This is a genomic window from Streptomyces rapamycinicus NRRL 5491 (genome assembly GCF_024298965.1).
Classification (GTDB): Bacteria; Actinomycetota; Actinomycetes; order Streptomycetales; family Streptomycetaceae; genus Streptomyces; species Streptomyces rapamycinicus.
Map to the genome: position 1 here is coordinate 6,563,873 of NZ_CP085193.1, position 15,936 is coordinate 6,579,808.

Below are 15,936 nucleotides of genomic sequence, written 5' to 3' on the forward strand. Positions count from 1 at the left end.
CGCGACTGGAAACTTTCCTTACTTTCATTTCCTCCCACGGTGGCGCCAGTGGCGCGAGAGGGCAATGGAGGTCCGGATGTCCGGCACCGAGGGCGGATTCGTCCGCCGTATCGGCCTGTTCCAGTCGACCGCCATCAACATGAGCCAGATGTGCGGCATCGGGCCGTTCGTCACCATCCCCCTCATGGTCGCCGCCTTCGGCGGACCACAGGCCGTCATCGGCTTCGTCGCGGGCGCGGTGCTCGCGCTCGCCGACGGGCTGATCTGGGCCGAACTGGGCGCCTCGCTGCCCGGGGCCGGGGGCAGCTATGTGTATCTGCGTCAGGCGTTCCAGTACCGCAGCGGCAAGCTGATGCCGTTCCTGTTCGTCTGGACGGCGATGCTGTTCATTCCGCTGATCATGTCCACGGGTGTGGTCGGTCTGGTGCAGTATCTGGGCTATCTGTGGCCGGATATGACGCAGACCCAGGGCGATCTGGTCGGCCTCGGCGTCATCGTCCTGGTCATCGGGCTGCTGTGGCGGGGTGTCGAGCACATCGCCCGGATCACGGCCGTCATGTGGTGCGTGATGATCGCCTCCGTGGTCCTGGTCATCGTGGCGGCCTTCAGCCACTTCGACGCGGGGCAGGCGTTCACCTATCCGGACCACGCCTTCGAGCTGACCAGCGGTCACTTCTGGACCGGGTTCGCCGCGGGCCTGACCATCGGCATCTACGACTACCTCGGCTACAACACCGCCGCGTACATGGGCGCCGAGATCAAGGACCCCGGCCGCACCCTGCCGCGGGCGATCGTCACCTCGATCGCCGGGATCATGGGGATCTATCTGCTGCTGCAGATCGGCACCCTCGGCGTCGTCGACTGGCACGAGATGACCGACCCCGACTCGGTGGCCGCCCAGTCCGTCGCCTCGGCGGTGCTGGAGGAGACCTGGGGGAAGGGCGCGGCCGACGTCGTCACCGTGCTCATCCTCATCACGGCCTTCGCGTCCGTCTTCGCCGGGCTGCTGGGCGGCTCCCGGGTGCCGTACGACGCCGCCCGCGACCGGGTCTTCTTCCGGCCGTTCGGCACGCTCCACCCGCGCCATCGCTTCCCCGTGCTGGGCCTGGCCACGATGGGTGTCGTGACGGCGATCGGCTTCCTGATCGGCCGCCACACCGATCTGGCCACGCTCATCCAGCTGCTGACCACGGTCATGGTGATCGTGCAGGCCCTGGCGCAGGTCGTCGCCGTCACGGTGCTGCGCCGCCGCCAGCCCGGCCTTCGGCGGCCGTACCGGATGTGGCTCTATCCGCTGCCGAGCGTGGTGGCGCTGGTGGGCTGGCTGGTGATCTACGGCTACGCGGACAAGAACTCCCCCGGGCGGCATCCCATCGAATGGTCGCTCGCCTGGGTCGCGGCGGGGTGTGTGGCGTTCGTGCTGTGGGCGCGGCTGGAGAAGGTGTGGCCGTTCGGACCGAAGGAGGTCAGCGAGGAGTACGCGGCGGGGGCCGACCCCGACACGGAGGGCGGCACCCGGGGCACCGCGAACGCCCTGGGCGGCACGGGGAACGGCCCGGATGGCCCGGACGGCGCCGTCAGCCCCGGGGCGCCACCGCCTCCCACCGCACCGTGACCTCGCCCTGGCGCCAGCGCCGCGGGCCGTCGGTGAGCGGCCAGCCCTCGGCGCGCAGCGTCTGGGCGCTGCGTATCCAGCGCTGACGCGCGCTGAGCGGCGCGTACGGGGCGGCGGCCGCCCAGGCGCGGTCGAAGTCGCGCAGGAAGGTGTGCACCGGCTCGCCCGGCACATTGCGGTGGATCAGCGCCTTGGGGAGCCGTTCGGCCAGGTCGGAGGGGCGTTCCAGGGAGCCGAGGCGGGTCGCGAAGGTCACGGTGCGCGGGCCCGACGCGTCCAGCGCGACCCATACGTGCCGCCGCCCGATCTCGTCGCAGGTGCCCTCCACCAGCAGTCCGCCGGGCGCCAGCCGGGCGCACAGCCGCCGCCACACGGCGGCGACCTCGCCCTCCTCGTACTGCCGCAGCACATTGGCCGCCCGGATGAGCGCCGGGCGGGCCCCGCCGGGCAGCGGCACCTCGAAGCCGCCGTGCGCGAAGGTGAGCCCCTCGCGCTCGTACGGCCGCGCGGCGAGCACGCGCCCGGGGTCGATCTCGACCCCGACGACACGGGCCCCGGCCCGTACGGTCCGGAGCCGGTCCAGCAGTTCGACGGCGGTCCACGGAGCCGCCCCGTAGCCCAGATCCACCGCCACCGGCGCGTCCGCGGCGCGGCGCAGCGCGGGCCCGTGCGCCGCCGCGATCCACCGGTCCATCCGGCGCAGCCGGTTGGGGTTGGTGGTCCCGCGGGTCGCCGAACCGATCGGGCGGGACGGCGGGGGAACGCGGGCGGGCATGGCGCTGAGCCTATGCCGGGGCGGAGGGGGAACCTGTGCCGGGGCGGACGCTGAGCCTGTGCCGGGGCGGAGGGGGAACCTGTGCCGGGGCGGACGCTGAGCCTGTGCCGGGGCGGACGCCGAGCGTGTGGCGGCGGCCTGTGGCGGGGAGCCTGTGCCGGGGCGAAGTCGGACGCCGAGCCTGTGGCGCTGAGCCTGTATCTGGGGGGACGGGGAGTCGCCGTCGGACATCAGAACGTCACGCTTTGGCAAAGCGGAAATGGGAACCATACGTTCCGGTGTTGACGCCGTGGAGGGAGTCCGCCCCGGCAAGGAGGTAACGCGCGGTGAGCCAGCACGCGTCCCGGCTCGGCGGCCTGCGAGGCCTGTCCCACATACCGTTCGGCGCCCCGTCCCACCAGCGGCTTCGCCGCGTTCCACGGCGGCCGCGGCGGATCGCGATGCTCAGCGTCCACACCTCGCCGCTGCATCAGCCCGGCACCGGCGACGCCGGTGGCATGAACGTCTACATCGTGGAGCTGGCCAGGCGCCTGGCCGCCATCGACATCGAGGTGGAGATCTTCACCCGGGCCACCACCGCCGCGCTGCCCCCGGCCGTCGAGCTCGCCCCCGGGGTGCTCGTCCGGCACGTGGACGCGGGGCCCTACGAGGGTCTGGCCAAGGAGGATCTCCCGGCGCAGCTGTGCGCGTTCACCCACGGCGTCATGCAGGCGTGGGCCGGGCACCGGCCGGGCCACTACGACCTCGTCCACTCCCACTACTGGCTCTCCGGCCACGTCGGCTGGCTGGCCGCCGAGCGCTGGGGAGTGCCGCTGGTGCACGCCATGCACACCATGGCCAAGGTCAAGAACGCCGCGCTGGCGGCGGGCGACACCCCCGAGCCCGCGGCCCGCGTCATCGGCGAGCAGCAGATCGTCCGTGCCGCCGACCGGCTGATCGCCAACACCGTCGAGGAGGCGGAGGAGCTGGTGCGCCACTACGAGGCGGCGCGCGACCTGGTGGCGGTCGTCCACCCCGGGGTGAACCTAGACCGCTTCCGGCCCGCCGACGGCCGCGCCGCCGCCCGGGCCCGGCTGGGGCTCCCGGCCGACGCGCTGATACCCCTCTTCGCCGGGCGCATACAGCCGCTCAAGGCGCCCGACATCCTGCTGCACGCCGTCGCCCACCTCCTGGAGGAGGACCCCTCGCTGCGCGAGCGCATGGTCGTGCCCGTGGTGGGCGGCCCCAGCGGCAGCGGCCTGGCCAAGCCCGAGGGGCTGCACAAGCTGGCGGCGCGGCTCGGGATCTGCGATGTGGTCCGGTTCCGGCCGCCCTGTGCGCAGGACGAGCTCGCGGACTGGTACCGGGCGGCGTCCGTGCTGGTCATGCCGTCGTACAGCGAGTCGTTCGGCCTGGTGGCCATCGAGGCGCAGGCGTGCGGCACCTCGGTCGTCGCCGCCTCGGTGGGCGGTCTGCCGGTGGCCGTACGGGACGGGGTCAGCGGCACGCTGATCGACGGCCACGACCCCGCCGACTACGCCCGCGCCCTGCGCCCCTTCGTACAGGACCCGGGGCGGGCGGACCGGATGGGCGCGGCGGCGGCCCGGCACGCCCAGTCCTTCGGGTGGGACACGGCCGCCGCGGCCACGGCGGAGGTGTACACGGAGGCGATGCGCGAGCGGCGTCGCCTACGATCGGCCCATGGCTGACCCCAAGGCTGACCCCAAGGCCGAGCCCACGGCTGACCCCACGGCCGACCGTAAGACCGAGCCCATGGCCGATGCCGACCGTAAGGCCGGCACCACGGCCGATGCCGACCGTAAGGCCGACACCGCCTCCGGGGGCGGCCCGCGGGCCGTCATCGAGCGGACGCTGAACGACGCCGAACTGGAGTGGGAGAGCCCGGAGGCCGGCACCTACGTCATCACGCTCCCGGGCACCCGCAAGCTGTCGACCACCTGCTCACTGCGGGTCGGCCGGCACTCCCTCTCGGTCAACGCCTTCGTCGTCCGCCACCCGGACGAGAACCACGAGGCGGTCCACCGCTGGCTGCTGGAGCGCAACACCCGGCTGTACGGGGTGAGTTACGCGATCGACTCGCTCGGCGACATCTACCTGGTGGGCAAGCTGCCGCTCGCGGCCGTCACCCCGGAGGAAGTGGACCGGCTGCTCGGCACGGTGCTGGAGAACGCGGACGGCAGCTTCAACACGCTGCTGGAGATGGGGTTCGCCACGGCCATTCGCAAGGAGTACGCATGGCGTACCTCGCGTGGCGAATCGACCCGGAATCTTGAGGCGTTCAGCAGTCTGACCCGGGACGCGGCGAAGTGAACGACCGGGCCCCGGCCCGGTCTTCGTCCAATCCTGCCTTTCTGCTTGGTCCACGCCCATCCTGACGCGACCCCTTCCGCACACCCCTGCCCCATGGCATTCTCACGCCGTCTCTCACCTGAACTGCGTTCACATCCATGGAAAGCGGGGCTGTCTCATGGGCACGGAGATCGGCAGAAGGCAGTTGCTCGGCGGTGCGATGGGACTGGCGGCGGGCGCCACGCTCCTGGGGGCGGGGACCCCGCTCCTGACCGCCACGGACGCGGCGGCGGCCGCCGCACCGGGTACGCCGGGCGGGGCCCGTACATCCGGCGGGGCGGGCACGTCCGGCGGGGCCCGTACGTCCGCCCTCTGGCGTGAGTTCCGCGCCCATCCGTACACCCACCCCCAGATCCCCTACGTCGGCCGCGCCGGATACCTCGGTGGCCGCACGAGCTTCCCCCGCCTGCCCGTCGTCGCGGACGTCCGCGCCTTCGGCGCCCGGCCGGACGGCTCCGCGGACGCCGCCCCCGCGATCAACCGCGCCATCGCCGCCGCCGGTCGCCGCGGTGGCGGCACGGTGCTGGTGCCGCCCGGGACGTACCGCGTGGACGACGTCATCCGCCTCGGCTACAACAACGTCGTACTGCGCGGCGCCGGCAGCGGCCGTACCACCCTCCACGCGACCCGCGACCTCACCGAGCTGATCGGCCCGTACGGCAGCCGCTACGGCGGCAACAAGTCGTCCTGGTCCTGGGCCGGCGGGCTCATCTGGATCTGCCCGGACGCCCGCTGGCGCACCCTCACCGATGCGATCCGGGCCCAGGCGTGGCCGTTCGAGGGCTGGACCGGCAACCGGCGCGACGAGTGGCACACCCTTACCGATGTCGCCGCCCCCGCCCGCCGCGGCGACTGGACGGTGACCGTCGAGGACCCGTCCGCCCTGCGCCGCGGCGACCGCGTGCTGTTCCAACTCACCGATGACGACAGCCACTCGCTGCTGGCCCATATGGCCGGTGATGTCGAGGGCGCCGCCGACTACGTCTGGACCGACAAGACCAAGCTCACCTCGTACGTCCCCTACGAGTGGCCGTGTCGCGTCGTCGCCGTCGACCGGCGGCGCCGCCGGGTGACCCTCGACCGCCCGCTGCCACTCGACGCCCGGCCCGGCTGGAAGCCCCGGTTCACCACGCTGGTGCGCCCGGTCACCGGCTCCGGGGTCGAGGGCATCACCCTCGATGTCGTCGAGACCCCGCAGTCGCAGCACCTGCTGGACAAGGGGTACAACGGCGTCGCGCTGCAGTGCGCGTGGGACTGCTGGGTGGACGACGTGACCGTCAGCAACGTCGACAACGGCTTCCTGCTCGTCGCCGCCAAGGCGTGCACCCTGCGCCGCACCCGGGTGACGGGCCGCGGCAGCCATCATCCTTACTGCTGCCGCGAGGGCTCGCACGACAACCTCGTGGAGGACTTCGTGCTGGCCCAGCGCACCGTCCCGGCCCCCGCGGGGACACAGCTGCACGGGATCAACGTGGAGGGGCTGTCCAGCTACAACGTCTGGTCGCGCGGCCGGATGGAGATGGGCACCTTCGACACCCACCGCGGAATGCCCTTCGCCAACGTCCGTACGGAGATCACCGTGGACAACACGGGGTCGCACGGCGGCGACGCGAGCGCCGGTCCGCTCTACGGAGCGCGGTTCGCCCACTGGAACGTCACGGTCACCAATCAGCGGGCCGGGTGCGTAAAGATCGACGACATCGCGCCGTACAGCGCGACCGTCGGGATCAGCGAGGTCCGGCAGTTCGGCCAGATCGACGTCCCGGACTTCACCGGCCCGCTCCACTCCCGTATCGAGTCCTATGGCCACCCGGAGGCGGTCCACCCCCGCAACCTGTACGAGGCGCAGCGCGCACTTCGCTGACATCGCGCCTGAAACATCGTGAGGAACGCGGTGAAGAAAAACGGTCCATGAGGGCTCTTCATGGTGAACCGGCTCCGGCGGCCGGGAACCATGAAGAGGAGACACAACGGTGCTCATGGACAATCCGTGGCTCACGGTGGCAACGGTCGTGACACCACATGGCCGGGTCGTGAGGGACTCCGCCCGCCCGGCTCGGACCACGGACGCGATCCGTGTCGCCGCCCGGGACGCGAAAGCGGACGACCAGTGCGCCCAAAACCGTTCGGGGCGTGCCAGTGAGCGGACTCACTCCCGCCCACTGCCCAGGAACGGTGCTACGGCTGATGGGAGATGTCATCCGCCGGCTGGCGGTGCGCTCGGGCGAACGGCTCCGAGCGCGCACGCTGGCCGAGTTGGTGAACAGAACGGAGCCGGGCGCGTACATCGAGGCGATGCGCCGCTGGCCCGAGGTCAGGGCGTGTGCCTCGCCCGAGGCATGGGTGACCACCACCATGCGGCGCAAGCTCTCGCGGGACGGGCGGCGCTGGTGGTTCCGCTGGAAGCCCGCCGAGATGAGCGTCCCGGCCGCCACGACCGCGAGCGTGGAGGAGACCGCCGAGGCGCTGGCCGCCCTGCGCGCCCTGGGCACGCTGCCGCCACGCCAGCGCCAGGTGGTCGTCATGCACTCGCTCGAGGGCATGAGCTACCAGGCCATCTCCGCCGAGCTGGGCATCTCCGTCGGCAGCGTCGGCAGCAACCTCCACAAGGCCCGCGCCCGGCTGAGCCTGCTGCTCGACGTCTCCCCGGAGCTGGGCCGCGCGACCGACCGCCTCCTGACCCGCACCCCGGAGGACCCGCTGAGCGTGACCCTGTACGGGGCCGCGGAGTGGCTGTCGGCCGGGTTCAGGGGCGAGGGCCGGGCGTCGCGGGGCGGGGGCGGAGGCCGCGGCGGGGTGCGCGACGACGGCTGGGATGATGCCCGTGGCGTCGGCCACGACGCGCAGGGGGACGGCGTCCCCCGAGTGAAGCCGCCCGACGGCGACGCGAACCGCGCCCGCGGCGATTGCCCGAACGTCGCCCCGAACGTCGCCCCGAACCGCGTCGGCGACGGCATCCGGGGGCGTCGATGATCTCCGCCGCCCGCGCGCTCCTCGCCACCGCCCGCGCGCTCCTCGCCCTCGCCCTGCTCGCCGTCTTCTACGCGCTGGTCGCGGCCATGGTGCTGCTCTGGGCGGCCTTCCTCGCGGCGGCCTTATGGACCGCGGGAACGCCGGAGGCCACGACGCCGCCCACCACTGTCGTCACCGCCTGCGCCGCGCTCGCGCCCATCGTCTTCGGCATGGTGTGGGCGGTGATCCGCACCGCCCGCCCCGCCACCCCGCGCGAGGACGCGGTGACGGTGACCCGGCGCGGGGCGCCGGAGTTATGGCGCACGGTCGAGGAGCTGGCCCTCGACGTCGGCACCCGGCCGCCCGGCCACATCAAGCTGACCGCCGAGGCCAACGCCTCCGTCACCGAGGACGCACCGCTCCTCGGCCTCGCCCCCGGCCGACGCGTCCTCTACCTCGGACTGCCCCTGCTGGACGGACTGTCGCCCGCCGAACTGCGCGCCGTCCTCGCGCATGAGCTGGGCCACTTCTCCGGCCGTCACAGCCGCTTCGGCGCGGTCGCCCACCGGGGCGCGGCGGGGCTGGTCGCCGCCCGGCAGGCGATCCAGGACGCGTCGGCCGCGAACGACCTGGTGCGGCTGTACGCGGGCCTGCCGCTGCTGCTGCTCGGTCTCTACACCCACGTCTTCCGCTGGCTCACCCGCCCGGTCCGGCGGCGGCAGGAGCTGGAGGCCGACCGCGAGGCGGCGCGGGTGGCCGGTCCGGGTGCCGTCGCCGACGCCCTGTGCTCCACGGCGGCGCTGGACGCGGCGTGGCAGGAGTTCCTCGCGGACTTCCTCGCCCCGATGCGCCGGGCGACGGGGCGGATCCCCGACGATCCGTTCCGCGCCTTCGCCCATATGGTCGAGGCGCCCGAACTACGGGAGCCGATGGCCGCGTTGCGCGCCCGCGCCGTCGAGCGGCCCGCGGACCGCGACGACGCGCATCCGGCCCTGGCCGTCCGGCTGGAACGGCTGTCGCGCCCGCCCGCGCAGGAGCCCGGGGCCGAACCCTTCCCCTCCCCACAACCGCTCTCCGCACAGCCGCGGTACGCGGTCGCGCTGGGCCGCGTCCTGCTCTCCGGGCCGGACACGGGCACGAGGGTGCCCTGGCGGGACTGGCTCACCGAACTGGCGGAGCACCGCGCGACACGGATCCTGACCCCGCTGGCGGAGGCGGTACGCGCGGTGGAGGAGACGGAGGGGATGGGATGGACGAAGGCGGAGCCGGGCGGGGAGCCGGAGAGGCTGACGATCCACCGAGTGCTGCGACTGCTGGACGGCGGCCGTCGCATGCCGCTGGCCCGCGCGCTGAGCGCCCGGCTGCCCGCGGGCGAGCGAATGCCCCGTGGCGATCAGACCGAACAGGACCCGCTCGCCCCCCTGGCCGGGGCCCTGGCCGTACTGATCGGGGCGCAGCTGGTAGCGCAGGGGACCGCGTACTGGGCCATGAACTGGACCGGCCCCAGCATCCTCGTACCGCCCGACGGCATCGCCCCCGACACGATCCGCACCTGGGCCGACACCGCCGTACGACTCCCCGGCCAGACCCAGCGGCTGGGGCTGCACCTGGCCGCCCTGGGCGTGGACGAACGCGCACCCCTGCCGTACACCGGCCCAGCGGGCAACACGAAAGCGCGACGGGTCAGCATCGCCCCCGGGCCCACCGGCCCCGCACGCCGACGCATCACCGCCGTACGGGCGCTGGCGCTCACCGTGCTGCTGGGGATGACGGGGCTGACGTTCGTCCTATGGGTGAACCGGGACGAGCCGAGCTACCCCGGAACACCGGTGACCCGCTGGAACGACCGCTACCAGCCGGGTGGCGGGACGGGAACGGACCCCACTCCGTTCCCCATTCCGCTCCCGACGTACCAGCGGCCCACTTTCCCGGCCTGGCCGACGCCCCCGACGTACCGATTGCCCACACGCTCAGTGCCGAGCATCCACATCGAGCCGATCATCCCGAGATCCACGCCTTGATCACCACGGGAAGCAGCGCCCGCTACTGGGAACCCGCCCCAACCGCAGGCACTCCCGCACCGGAGGCGGCACCAGCCCCACCCTCGGAGGCGGCACCAGCCCCACCCTCGGAGGCGGCACCAACCTCACCAGCCGGGGCCGAAGCCGAAGTCGAAGCCGCAACCGAAGCACCACCCGCATCCGCATCCGCACCCACATCCACCCCACCCTCGGACCCCCCGCCGGCCGCAGGCCGGCTCCGCAGGGCGCGCCCCAGCGCCACGTACCCCCCGGCCGCCACGAGGCCCACCACGGCGCTGGCCGCCCACAGGGCGTCCGCGCCGAAGCGGTCCATGACGGCGCCGCCCGCGAGCGGGGCGATGAGCGAGGCGAGGGACCACGAGAGGGTGTACATCCCCTGGTAGCGGCCGCGCCCATGGGTCGGGGAGAGCCGGGCGACCAGCCCCATCTGCGTCGGAGAGTTGATGATCTCGCCGACCGTCCAGACCATCACGGCCAGCGCGTACATCCCGACCGACCCGGCGAAGGCGGTCAGCCCGAACCCGGCGCCGGTCAGCAGCGCGGACACCATCAGCAGCGGCGCGGGATCGCGATGTTCGAGGAACCGCGTCACCGGGATCTGTACGGCCACGATCAGCACGCCGTTCGTCGCGATCGCGACGCCGAAGTCCGTACTGGACAGCCCGTCCGCCCCCATCGCCACGGGCAGCGCCACGAACGCCTGCTGGATGAGCGTCGCGACCAGGAACGACAGCGCGACCACGGCCATGAACCGCCGGTCCCGCAGCACCGCGCCCAACCCGACCTCGCGCTCCGGCGCATCCGCCACCACCCCCTCGGCGGCACGCTCCCGCTCGGGCCGGGACTCCGGCACCTTGCCGAAGACGATGACCGCACACAGCAGCGTCATCCCGGCATCCGCCAGGAAGAGCGTGAGATAGCCGTGGCGCGCGATCAGTCCGGCCGCCGCCGCGGAGACGGCGAAGCCGAGGTTGATGGCCCAGTAGTTGAGCGCGAAGGCCCGTACCCGGTCCCCTGGGGCGACGATGTCGGCGATCATCGCCTGCACCGCGGGCCGTGACGCGTTGCTGGTCATCCCCACGAGGCAGGCCACGACGGCGATGGCGACCGGGTCCTGGACGAACCCCAGCACGGCGACCGTGACCGCCGTCGACAGCTGTGCGACGAGCAGCGTGGGGCGCCGCCCCAGCCGGTCGGTCAGCACCCCGGCGACGACGGCCGACACCGCCCCGCCCAGCCCGTGCAGCGCCCCGACCAGCCCGGCGAACATCGCCGAATAGCCCCGATCCACGGTCAGGTACATGGCAAGAAAGGTGGCCACGAACCCACCCAGTCGATTGACCAGCGTGGAGGTCCACAGCCACCAGAACTCCCGGGGCAACCCCGAGACGCTCTCCTTCGCGGCCTGCCTCAGTCGGACGACGGACACCGGACGACTCCCCCCTGTGAATGCCACAGCCGGTAAGCCGCGCATCCCATGAGCGGCGCGGAATGTAAGTGGCACAACCAGCATCCGCAACTTACCGATACGACCCCCACCCCGCCAGTCAATTGACGGGGTCCGTCAACCGACCCCCTCAGACCGGTCCAGTAGGCTCGACGGCATGGCCGACGCACCGTACAAGCTGATCCTCCTCCGCCACGGCGAGAGCGAGTGGAACGCGAAGAACCTGTTCACCGGCTGGGTGGACGTCAACCTGAACGAGAAGGGCGAGAAGGAGGCCGTCCGCGGCGGTGAGCTGCTGAAGGACGCCGGCCTGCTCCCCGACGTGGTCCACACCTCGCTCCAGAAGCGCGCCATCCGCACCGCGCAGCTCGCCCTGGAAGCCGCCGACCGCCTCTGGATCCCGGTCCACCGCAGCTGGCGCCTGAACGAGCGCCACTACGGTGCGCTCCAGGGCAAGGACAAGGCGCAGACCCTCGCCGAGTTCGGCGAGGAGCAGTTCATGCTGTGGCGCCGCTCCTATGACACCCCGCCGCCCCCGCTGGACCGTGACGCCGAGTACTCCCAGTTCGCGGACCCGCGCTACGCGACCCTCCCGCCGGAGCTGCGCCCGCAGACGGAGTGCCTCAAGGACGTCGTCGTCCGCATGCTCCCGTACTGGTTCGACGGCATCGTCCCGGACCTGCTGACGGGCAAGACGGTCCTGGTCGCGGCGCACGGCAACTCCCTCCGCGCCCTGGTCAAGCACCTGGACGGCATCTCCGACGCCGACATCGCGGGCCTGAACATCCCGACGGGCATCCCGCTCTCCTACGAACTGGACACCGACTTCAAGCCGGTCAACCCGGGCGGTACCTACCTCGACCCGGACGCCGCGAAGGCCGCCATCGAGGCAGTCAAGAACCAGGGCAAGAAGAAGTAACACGGAACGATCAAGCCCCTCACCTGCGGTTTCGCGGCAGGTGAGGGGCTTGTTGGCATCCTGGGGCCGCCTGTGGGCCGTCAGGTGCTTGATCGGGCCGTCAGGTGCGTCGGCGCCAGCGGCGGATGCGGATGTCGAAGACGATCAGCAGGGCCGTCGGGATGGCGATCTCGGCGGGGGCGTTGGCCCACAGGGCGAACGCGCCGCCAGCCGTACCGATGAGCGCGATCGGCAGATCGCGAGGGTGGATGTCGACGGTTACGCCGACGCGTGGGACCATGGAGCCCTCCAGCTGTGTTCGCTTCACTTGTCCAGGTGATAGCTGAGAACGTGGCAATGGAGACGAATGCCGCCCATGCCGGGGCGGCATTCTTATGCCGCGGAGACTTTCTCATAGCTCTCATCCGGCGCACAAATGTGCAGCTGAAAAGCCATGCTGCTCGCGCCCGAGGGTATGGGCAGGTTGCCCGTCCCGAGTGTTCCACCGTTTTCCTTACGGTCCTTACAGTCCTTAAGGTTCCCTGAGGTTCCCTGCAGGGGACGCGGCGGTGCGCATGCTCCCTACTGGGCTAGCTATTGAGATACGTATTGAGCTACGTATCGAGCTTCCTATTGAGCTAGCTATTGAGCTACGTATAGAGCTCCCTACTGGGCTAGCTATTGAGCTCGCTATTGAGCTCCCTGCTGGGCTAACTAGCTTGCTACTAATTCTGCTTGTCGAGTCTCTGATAGGTGGTGGAGACGGCCTTTCTAGTGCGCTCCCGGCTGGACGGCATCAGGTGTGCGTACACGCGGAGCGTCAGGCCTGGGTCCGAGTGGCCGAGGTACTCGTCGAGGGCCTTGATGCTCTCTCCGGCGTCCAAGAGCACGGACGCGTAGAAGTGGCGTAGCGCGTGCATGCCGTTCTCGCGGGACTCCGCGTACGGCTGACCTCGCTCGGGCACTGGGATGACCCCCGCCATGGCCAGCGCCCGTTTCCACGCCTCCTCGTTGAGCGAGGTCCGTCAGACGTGCCCACGACGCGGCCCGGTGATGATCAGTCGCTTGGTCACCGGGGGACTGCCGAACACCTCCCACGGCAAGGTGATCTCGACCGGCGGGAACCGCTTCATGTGCTCCCGGAGCGCGTCGGCGACCGGACCGGGCAGCGATACGTCCCGGAACTTGCCGTCCTTGGGCGGGGCGAACACGGCCCTTGCTACGGCTCAGCTTCAGTTGCTGGACCACGTGGAGCGTGTCCGACTCGAAGTCGATCGCGTCGACGGCCACGCCCAGAATCTCGCCCTGGCGGAGCCCGCAGCCGCCGTCCAGGCCGACCATGGCCTGATAGCGCTCCGGCATGGCGGCCCAGGTTCGAATCCTGCCGGGGCACAGAAGAGGGCCAGCTCAGGAGGGCGTTCCCTCCCAGGCTGGCCCCTCGTCATCCCGGACGCCGGTCCATTCGGAAACACACGGCGCCGGGCCCCGGCTGAGGGGACCCGGCGCCGCGGGTGCTGCATCGTTGCTTACTGAACGTCGACGTAGTCGGCGGTGACGGTGGCGGTGCCGGTGGTGGAGGTGCCGGCGAATGACCAGCGCCAGTAACCATCGGTGGCGGCCTTGACTGTGGTCTTCAGAGCGCCGCCGGTACCCGTGGTCACCGTCTTGACGGTGGTGTAGGTGTTGGTGCCCTTCTTGCGGAACTGCAGTTTCACCGGCTGGCCGGTGTAGCCGGCGTACTTGTAGGTCTCCCAGTTGGCGCGGGTCAGCTTGCCGGTGACACTGAGGGTCTTGCCCTTCTTCACCGGCTCCGGCGAGGCGTTGACTGTCAGCTTGGCGTAGCGCCTGACCTTCACCGTGGCGGCGACGTCCTTGCTGACATAGTCCCAGTCGTTGCCACTGGCGCTGGCGCGCACCTTCCAGGTTCCGGCCGTGGTGTTGTCTTGAGGGTCGATTTGCGGGTTCATGGTCAAGGTGAAGGTGCAGGTAGTCGTGGTGGTGCTGTGAGCCACGCAGTCACCGGACACGTCGTCGGGGGTAACCAGCCCGTAGGGGTCGTCGGGCATTTTCTGGCCGGGCCCGTGCCACAGTACGGGGAAGGTGTAGTCCTCCTTGATGCCCGAGTTGTCGGTGGCGGTCACCGCGATGGTGAAGGTCTTCGGGTTCGTGGTGCCCAGGACGATGTTGGACCCGCTGTTGACGACCACCTTGGTGATTTCAGTGTCACCCACGGACTCATCCGCCTGGGCGGCGCCTGGAACAACGAACACGGACAGGGCCAGGGCGCTGGCAACGGCGGCCACGGTGGCGCGCTTACGCATAAGAGGTCATCTCATTTGGGCCGTTCGATAGCCTGCTGACGTGGGAATCGTTGAGCGGCTGGTGCCGGATGAGCTGTGGGAGTTGTTCCAACGCGTGCTCCCGGAAGCGCCGACCCGGCCTCAAGGAGGTGGCCGACGCCGACATGGCGACCGGGAGGTGCTGGCTGCGATCGTGTTCGTGGCAACGTCGGGCTGCACGTGGCAGCAACTGCCCTCCGCCTCGTTCGGGCCGTCGGGAGCCACGGCCCACCGTCGCTTCGCCGAGTGGTCGAAGGCCTGGGTGTGGGCGAAGCTCCATCGCCTGGTCCTCGATGAACTCGGCTCCCGCGGCGAACTGGACTGGTCCCGCTGTGCGATCGACTCGGTGAACATGCGGGCCCTGAAAAGGGGGACCTGACAGGCCCGAATCCTGTTGACCGGGGCAAGTACGGCTCGAAGATCCACTTGATCACAGAGCGGACCGGACTGCCCCTGTCTGTCGGGATCTCCGGCGCGAACCTGCACGACAGCCAGGCCCTCGAACCGCTCGTACGCGGCATCCCGCCCATCCGCTCCCGCCGCGGACCCCGCCGACGACGGCCTGCCAAGCTCCACGGCGACAAGGGCTACGACTACGACCACCTGCGCCGATGGTTACGCCAGCGCGGTGTCCGGCACCGCATCGCACGCAAGGGCATCGAGTCCTCCAAGCGCCTGGGACGGCACCGTTGGACCATCGAACGGACCATGGCCTGGCTCGCCGGATGCCGCCGCCTGCACCGCCGCTACGAACGCAAGGCCGCCCACTTCCTGGCCTTCACCAGCATCGCCTGTACCCTCATCTGCTACCGCAGACTCGCCAAATGAGATGACCTCTAAGGCCATGGAAGGGCTTGATGGTGATCAGCGTCGACGACTGCCAGGCTGGACAAGGCCGCACGCGCCCGCTTCTTGGTCACACTCGAAGTAACCCGTGCGGCCGCCGTCACGTCACGGCCGTGGAAGACCACCTCGCGGGCCGAGGCGGGGCCATCGCACCGTTGCGGGTCAGGTTTTCGCAGGAGTGCTCGCCGTCGCCCCCGGCGGGCGCATCATGAAGACGTCGATCGGGTCCTGGGCTTCCACGACGAATCCGTGGCGCTCGTAGAGTCGACGGGCAGCACTGCCCTGCAAGACGTTCAAGCCCACGGTCATGCCCTGCGCGTCCGTTCGCTCCAGTACCGTGCGCAACACAGCGGATCCAAGCCCTCGGCCTTGACAGTGCGGAGCAAGGTAGAAGTGCTCCAGCCACTGCCTGCCTTCGGCGGGCCGGACGGTGACGCAACCTGCCGGTTCACCGTCGATCATGATGATCGACGTGTGCTGCGGGGAGAAGGAGTCCCGCAGCCGCTGCCGTACCCGGTGCTCGTCGTAGCGCCCAAGGCGTTCCAAGTCCGCACGCATGACCGTGGCCCGCAACTCCGCGATCACCTCGATGTCCGCTGCCACCGCAGAACGCAGCACCCAGCCCTCGGCGTGCGCCGACGTGGTCCGCGCGGGCACTGCCATGTCCGATCGG

The 15,936-nt window shown here is 70.9% G+C and carries 13 protein-coding genes and 1 pseudogene; 8 read left to right on the top strand and 6 right to left on the bottom strand.

Annotation, left to right across the window (positions count from 1 at the left end):
• Positions 1-76 precede the first annotated feature (76 nt).
• Entirely contained in the window at positions 77-1,615 is a 1,539-nt protein-coding gene (locus LIV37_RS27730; protein ID WP_020870402.1) for an APC family permease, read from the top strand.
• On the opposite strand, the gene LIV37_RS27735 is transcribed toward LIV37_RS27730, so the two are convergent.
• Positions 1,578-2,390 carry a class I SAM-dependent methyltransferase gene (locus LIV37_RS27735; protein WP_020870403.1) on the bottom strand — a complete coding sequence of 271 codons (813 nt, stop codon included), beginning with the start codon at positions 2,388-2,390 and terminating at the stop codon, positions 1,578-1,580. The genes LIV37_RS27730 and LIV37_RS27735 overlap by 38 nt on opposite strands.
• Before the next feature lie 326 nt (positions 2,391-2,716).
• On the opposite strand from LIV37_RS27735, the gene mshA reads away from it, so the two are divergent.
• From mshA to LIV37_RS27760, 5 genes are all read left to right on the top strand, one after another.
• Positions 2,717-4,078, top strand: coding sequence for a D-inositol-3-phosphate glycosyltransferase (gene mshA / locus LIV37_RS27740; RefSeq protein WP_020870404.1), 1,362 nt, complete (start codon positions 2,717-2,719; stop codon positions 4,076-4,078).
• 64 nt (positions 4,079-4,142) lie between these two features.
• Positions 4,143-4,700, top strand: a complete 558-nt coding sequence (locus tag LIV37_RS27745) for a type III secretion system chaperone family protein (protein ID WP_214663852.1) — start codon at positions 4,143-4,145, stop codon at positions 4,698-4,700.
• 157 nt (positions 4,701-4,857) lie between these two features.
• The gene (locus LIV37_RS27750) at positions 4,858-6,603 is read left to right on the top strand and encodes a glycosyl hydrolase family 28-related protein (RefSeq protein ID WP_020870406.1); all 1,746 of its coding nucleotides are present in this window, start codon (positions 4,858-4,860) and stop codon (positions 6,601-6,603) included.
• 323 nt (positions 6,604-6,926) lie between these two features.
• Positions 6,927-7,712 carry an RNA polymerase sigma factor gene (locus LIV37_RS27755; protein ID WP_020870407.1) on the top strand — a complete coding sequence of 262 codons (786 nt, stop codon included), beginning with the start codon at positions 6,927-6,929 and terminating at the stop codon, positions 7,710-7,712.
• On the top strand, positions 7,709-9,712 hold the full coding sequence (locus LIV37_RS27760) for a M48 family metallopeptidase (RefSeq protein WP_020870408.1): 2,004 nt from the start codon (positions 7,709-7,711) through the stop codon (positions 9,710-9,712). The genes LIV37_RS27755 and LIV37_RS27760 overlap by 4 nt, the downstream gene beginning before the upstream one ends.
• Positions 9,713-9,734: 22 nt before the next feature.
• Here the strand turns inward: LIV37_RS27760 and LIV37_RS27765 are convergent, their stop codons facing one another.
• Positions 9,735-11,162, bottom strand: coding sequence for an MDR family MFS transporter (locus LIV37_RS27765; RefSeq protein WP_243146157.1), 1,428 nt, complete (start codon positions 11,160-11,162; stop codon positions 9,735-9,737).
• Between the two features lie 175 nt (positions 11,163-11,337).
• Between LIV37_RS27765 and LIV37_RS27770 the strand changes: the two genes are divergently transcribed.
• The gene (locus LIV37_RS27770; protein WP_020870410.1) at positions 11,338-12,099 is read left to right on the top strand and encodes a phosphoglyceromutase; all 762 of its coding nucleotides are present in this window, start codon (positions 11,338-11,340) and stop codon (positions 12,097-12,099) included.
• A gap of 100 nt (positions 12,100-12,199) precedes the next feature.
• Here LIV37_RS27770 and LIV37_RS27775 read toward each other — a convergent pair whose 3' ends face one another.
• The 3 genes and pseudogenes from LIV37_RS27775 to LIV37_RS27785 all read right to left on the bottom strand — a co-directional run bounded on the left by LIV37_RS27775 (position 12,200) and on the right by LIV37_RS27785 (position 14,399).
• Positions 12,200-12,406 (bottom strand): hypothetical protein, encoded by a 207-nt coding sequence (locus LIV37_RS27775; RefSeq protein ID WP_243146156.1) that lies wholly within the window; start codon positions 12,404-12,406, stop codon positions 12,200-12,202.
• 397 nt (positions 12,407-12,803) lie between these two features.
• Positions 12,804-13,446, bottom strand: a pseudogene (locus LIV37_RS27780) (site-specific integrase); the annotation flags it as partial.
• A gap of 158 nt (positions 13,447-13,604) precedes the next feature.
• Entirely contained in the window at positions 13,605-14,399 is a 795-nt protein-coding gene (locus LIV37_RS27785) for a hypothetical protein (RefSeq protein ID WP_020870414.1), read from the bottom strand.
• Between the two features lie 46 nt (positions 14,400-14,445).
• Between LIV37_RS27785 and LIV37_RS27790 the strand changes: the two genes are divergently transcribed.
• Positions 14,446-15,245 (top strand): IS5 family transposase gene (locus tag LIV37_RS27790; protein WP_167525852.1). Its coding sequence is split into 2 segments (ribosomal slippage): positions 14,446-14,785 and positions 14,785-15,245, totalling 801 coding nucleotides; the frame shifts between segments, so codons are not numbered across the junction.
• A gap of 180 nt (positions 15,246-15,425) precedes the next feature.
• Here the strand turns inward: LIV37_RS27790 and LIV37_RS27795 are convergent.
• Positions 15,426-15,926 (bottom strand): GNAT family N-acetyltransferase, encoded by a 501-nt coding sequence (locus tag LIV37_RS27795; RefSeq protein WP_243146155.1) that lies wholly within the window; start codon positions 15,924-15,926, stop codon positions 15,426-15,428.
• Positions 15,927-15,936 lie beyond the last annotated feature (10 nt).

Coding starts and splice junctions, on each gene's coding strand:
- LIV37_RS27730 (WP_020870402.1), top strand. CDS start 77: ATGTCCGGCACCGAGGGCGGATTCGTCCGCCGTATCGGCCTGTTCCAG.
- LIV37_RS27735 (WP_020870403.1), bottom strand. CDS start 2,390: ATGCCCGCCCGCGTTCCCCCGCCGTCCCGCCCGATCGGTTCGGCGACC.
- LIV37_RS27745 (WP_214663852.1), top strand. CDS start 4,143: ATGGCCGATGCCGACCGTAAGGCCGGCACCACGGCCGATGCCGACCGT.
- LIV37_RS27750 (WP_020870406.1), top strand. CDS start 4,858: ATGGGCACGGAGATCGGCAGAAGGCAGTTGCTCGGCGGTGCGATGGGA.
- LIV37_RS27755 (WP_020870407.1), top strand. CDS start 6,927: ATGGGAGATGTCATCCGCCGGCTGGCGGTGCGCTCGGGCGAACGGCTC.
- LIV37_RS27760 (WP_020870408.1), top strand. CDS start 7,709: ATGATCTCCGCCGCCCGCGCGCTCCTCGCCACCGCCCGCGCGCTCCTC.
- LIV37_RS27770 (WP_020870410.1), top strand. CDS start 11,338: ATGGCCGACGCACCGTACAAGCTGATCCTCCTCCGCCACGGCGAGAGC.
- LIV37_RS27785 (WP_020870414.1), bottom strand. CDS start 14,399: ATGCGTAAGCGCGCCACCGTGGCCGCCGTTGCCAGCGCCCTGGCCCTG.
- LIV37_RS27795 (WP_243146155.1), bottom strand. CDS start 15,926: ATGGCAGTGCCCGCGCGGACCACGTCGGCGCACGCCGAGGGCTGGGTG.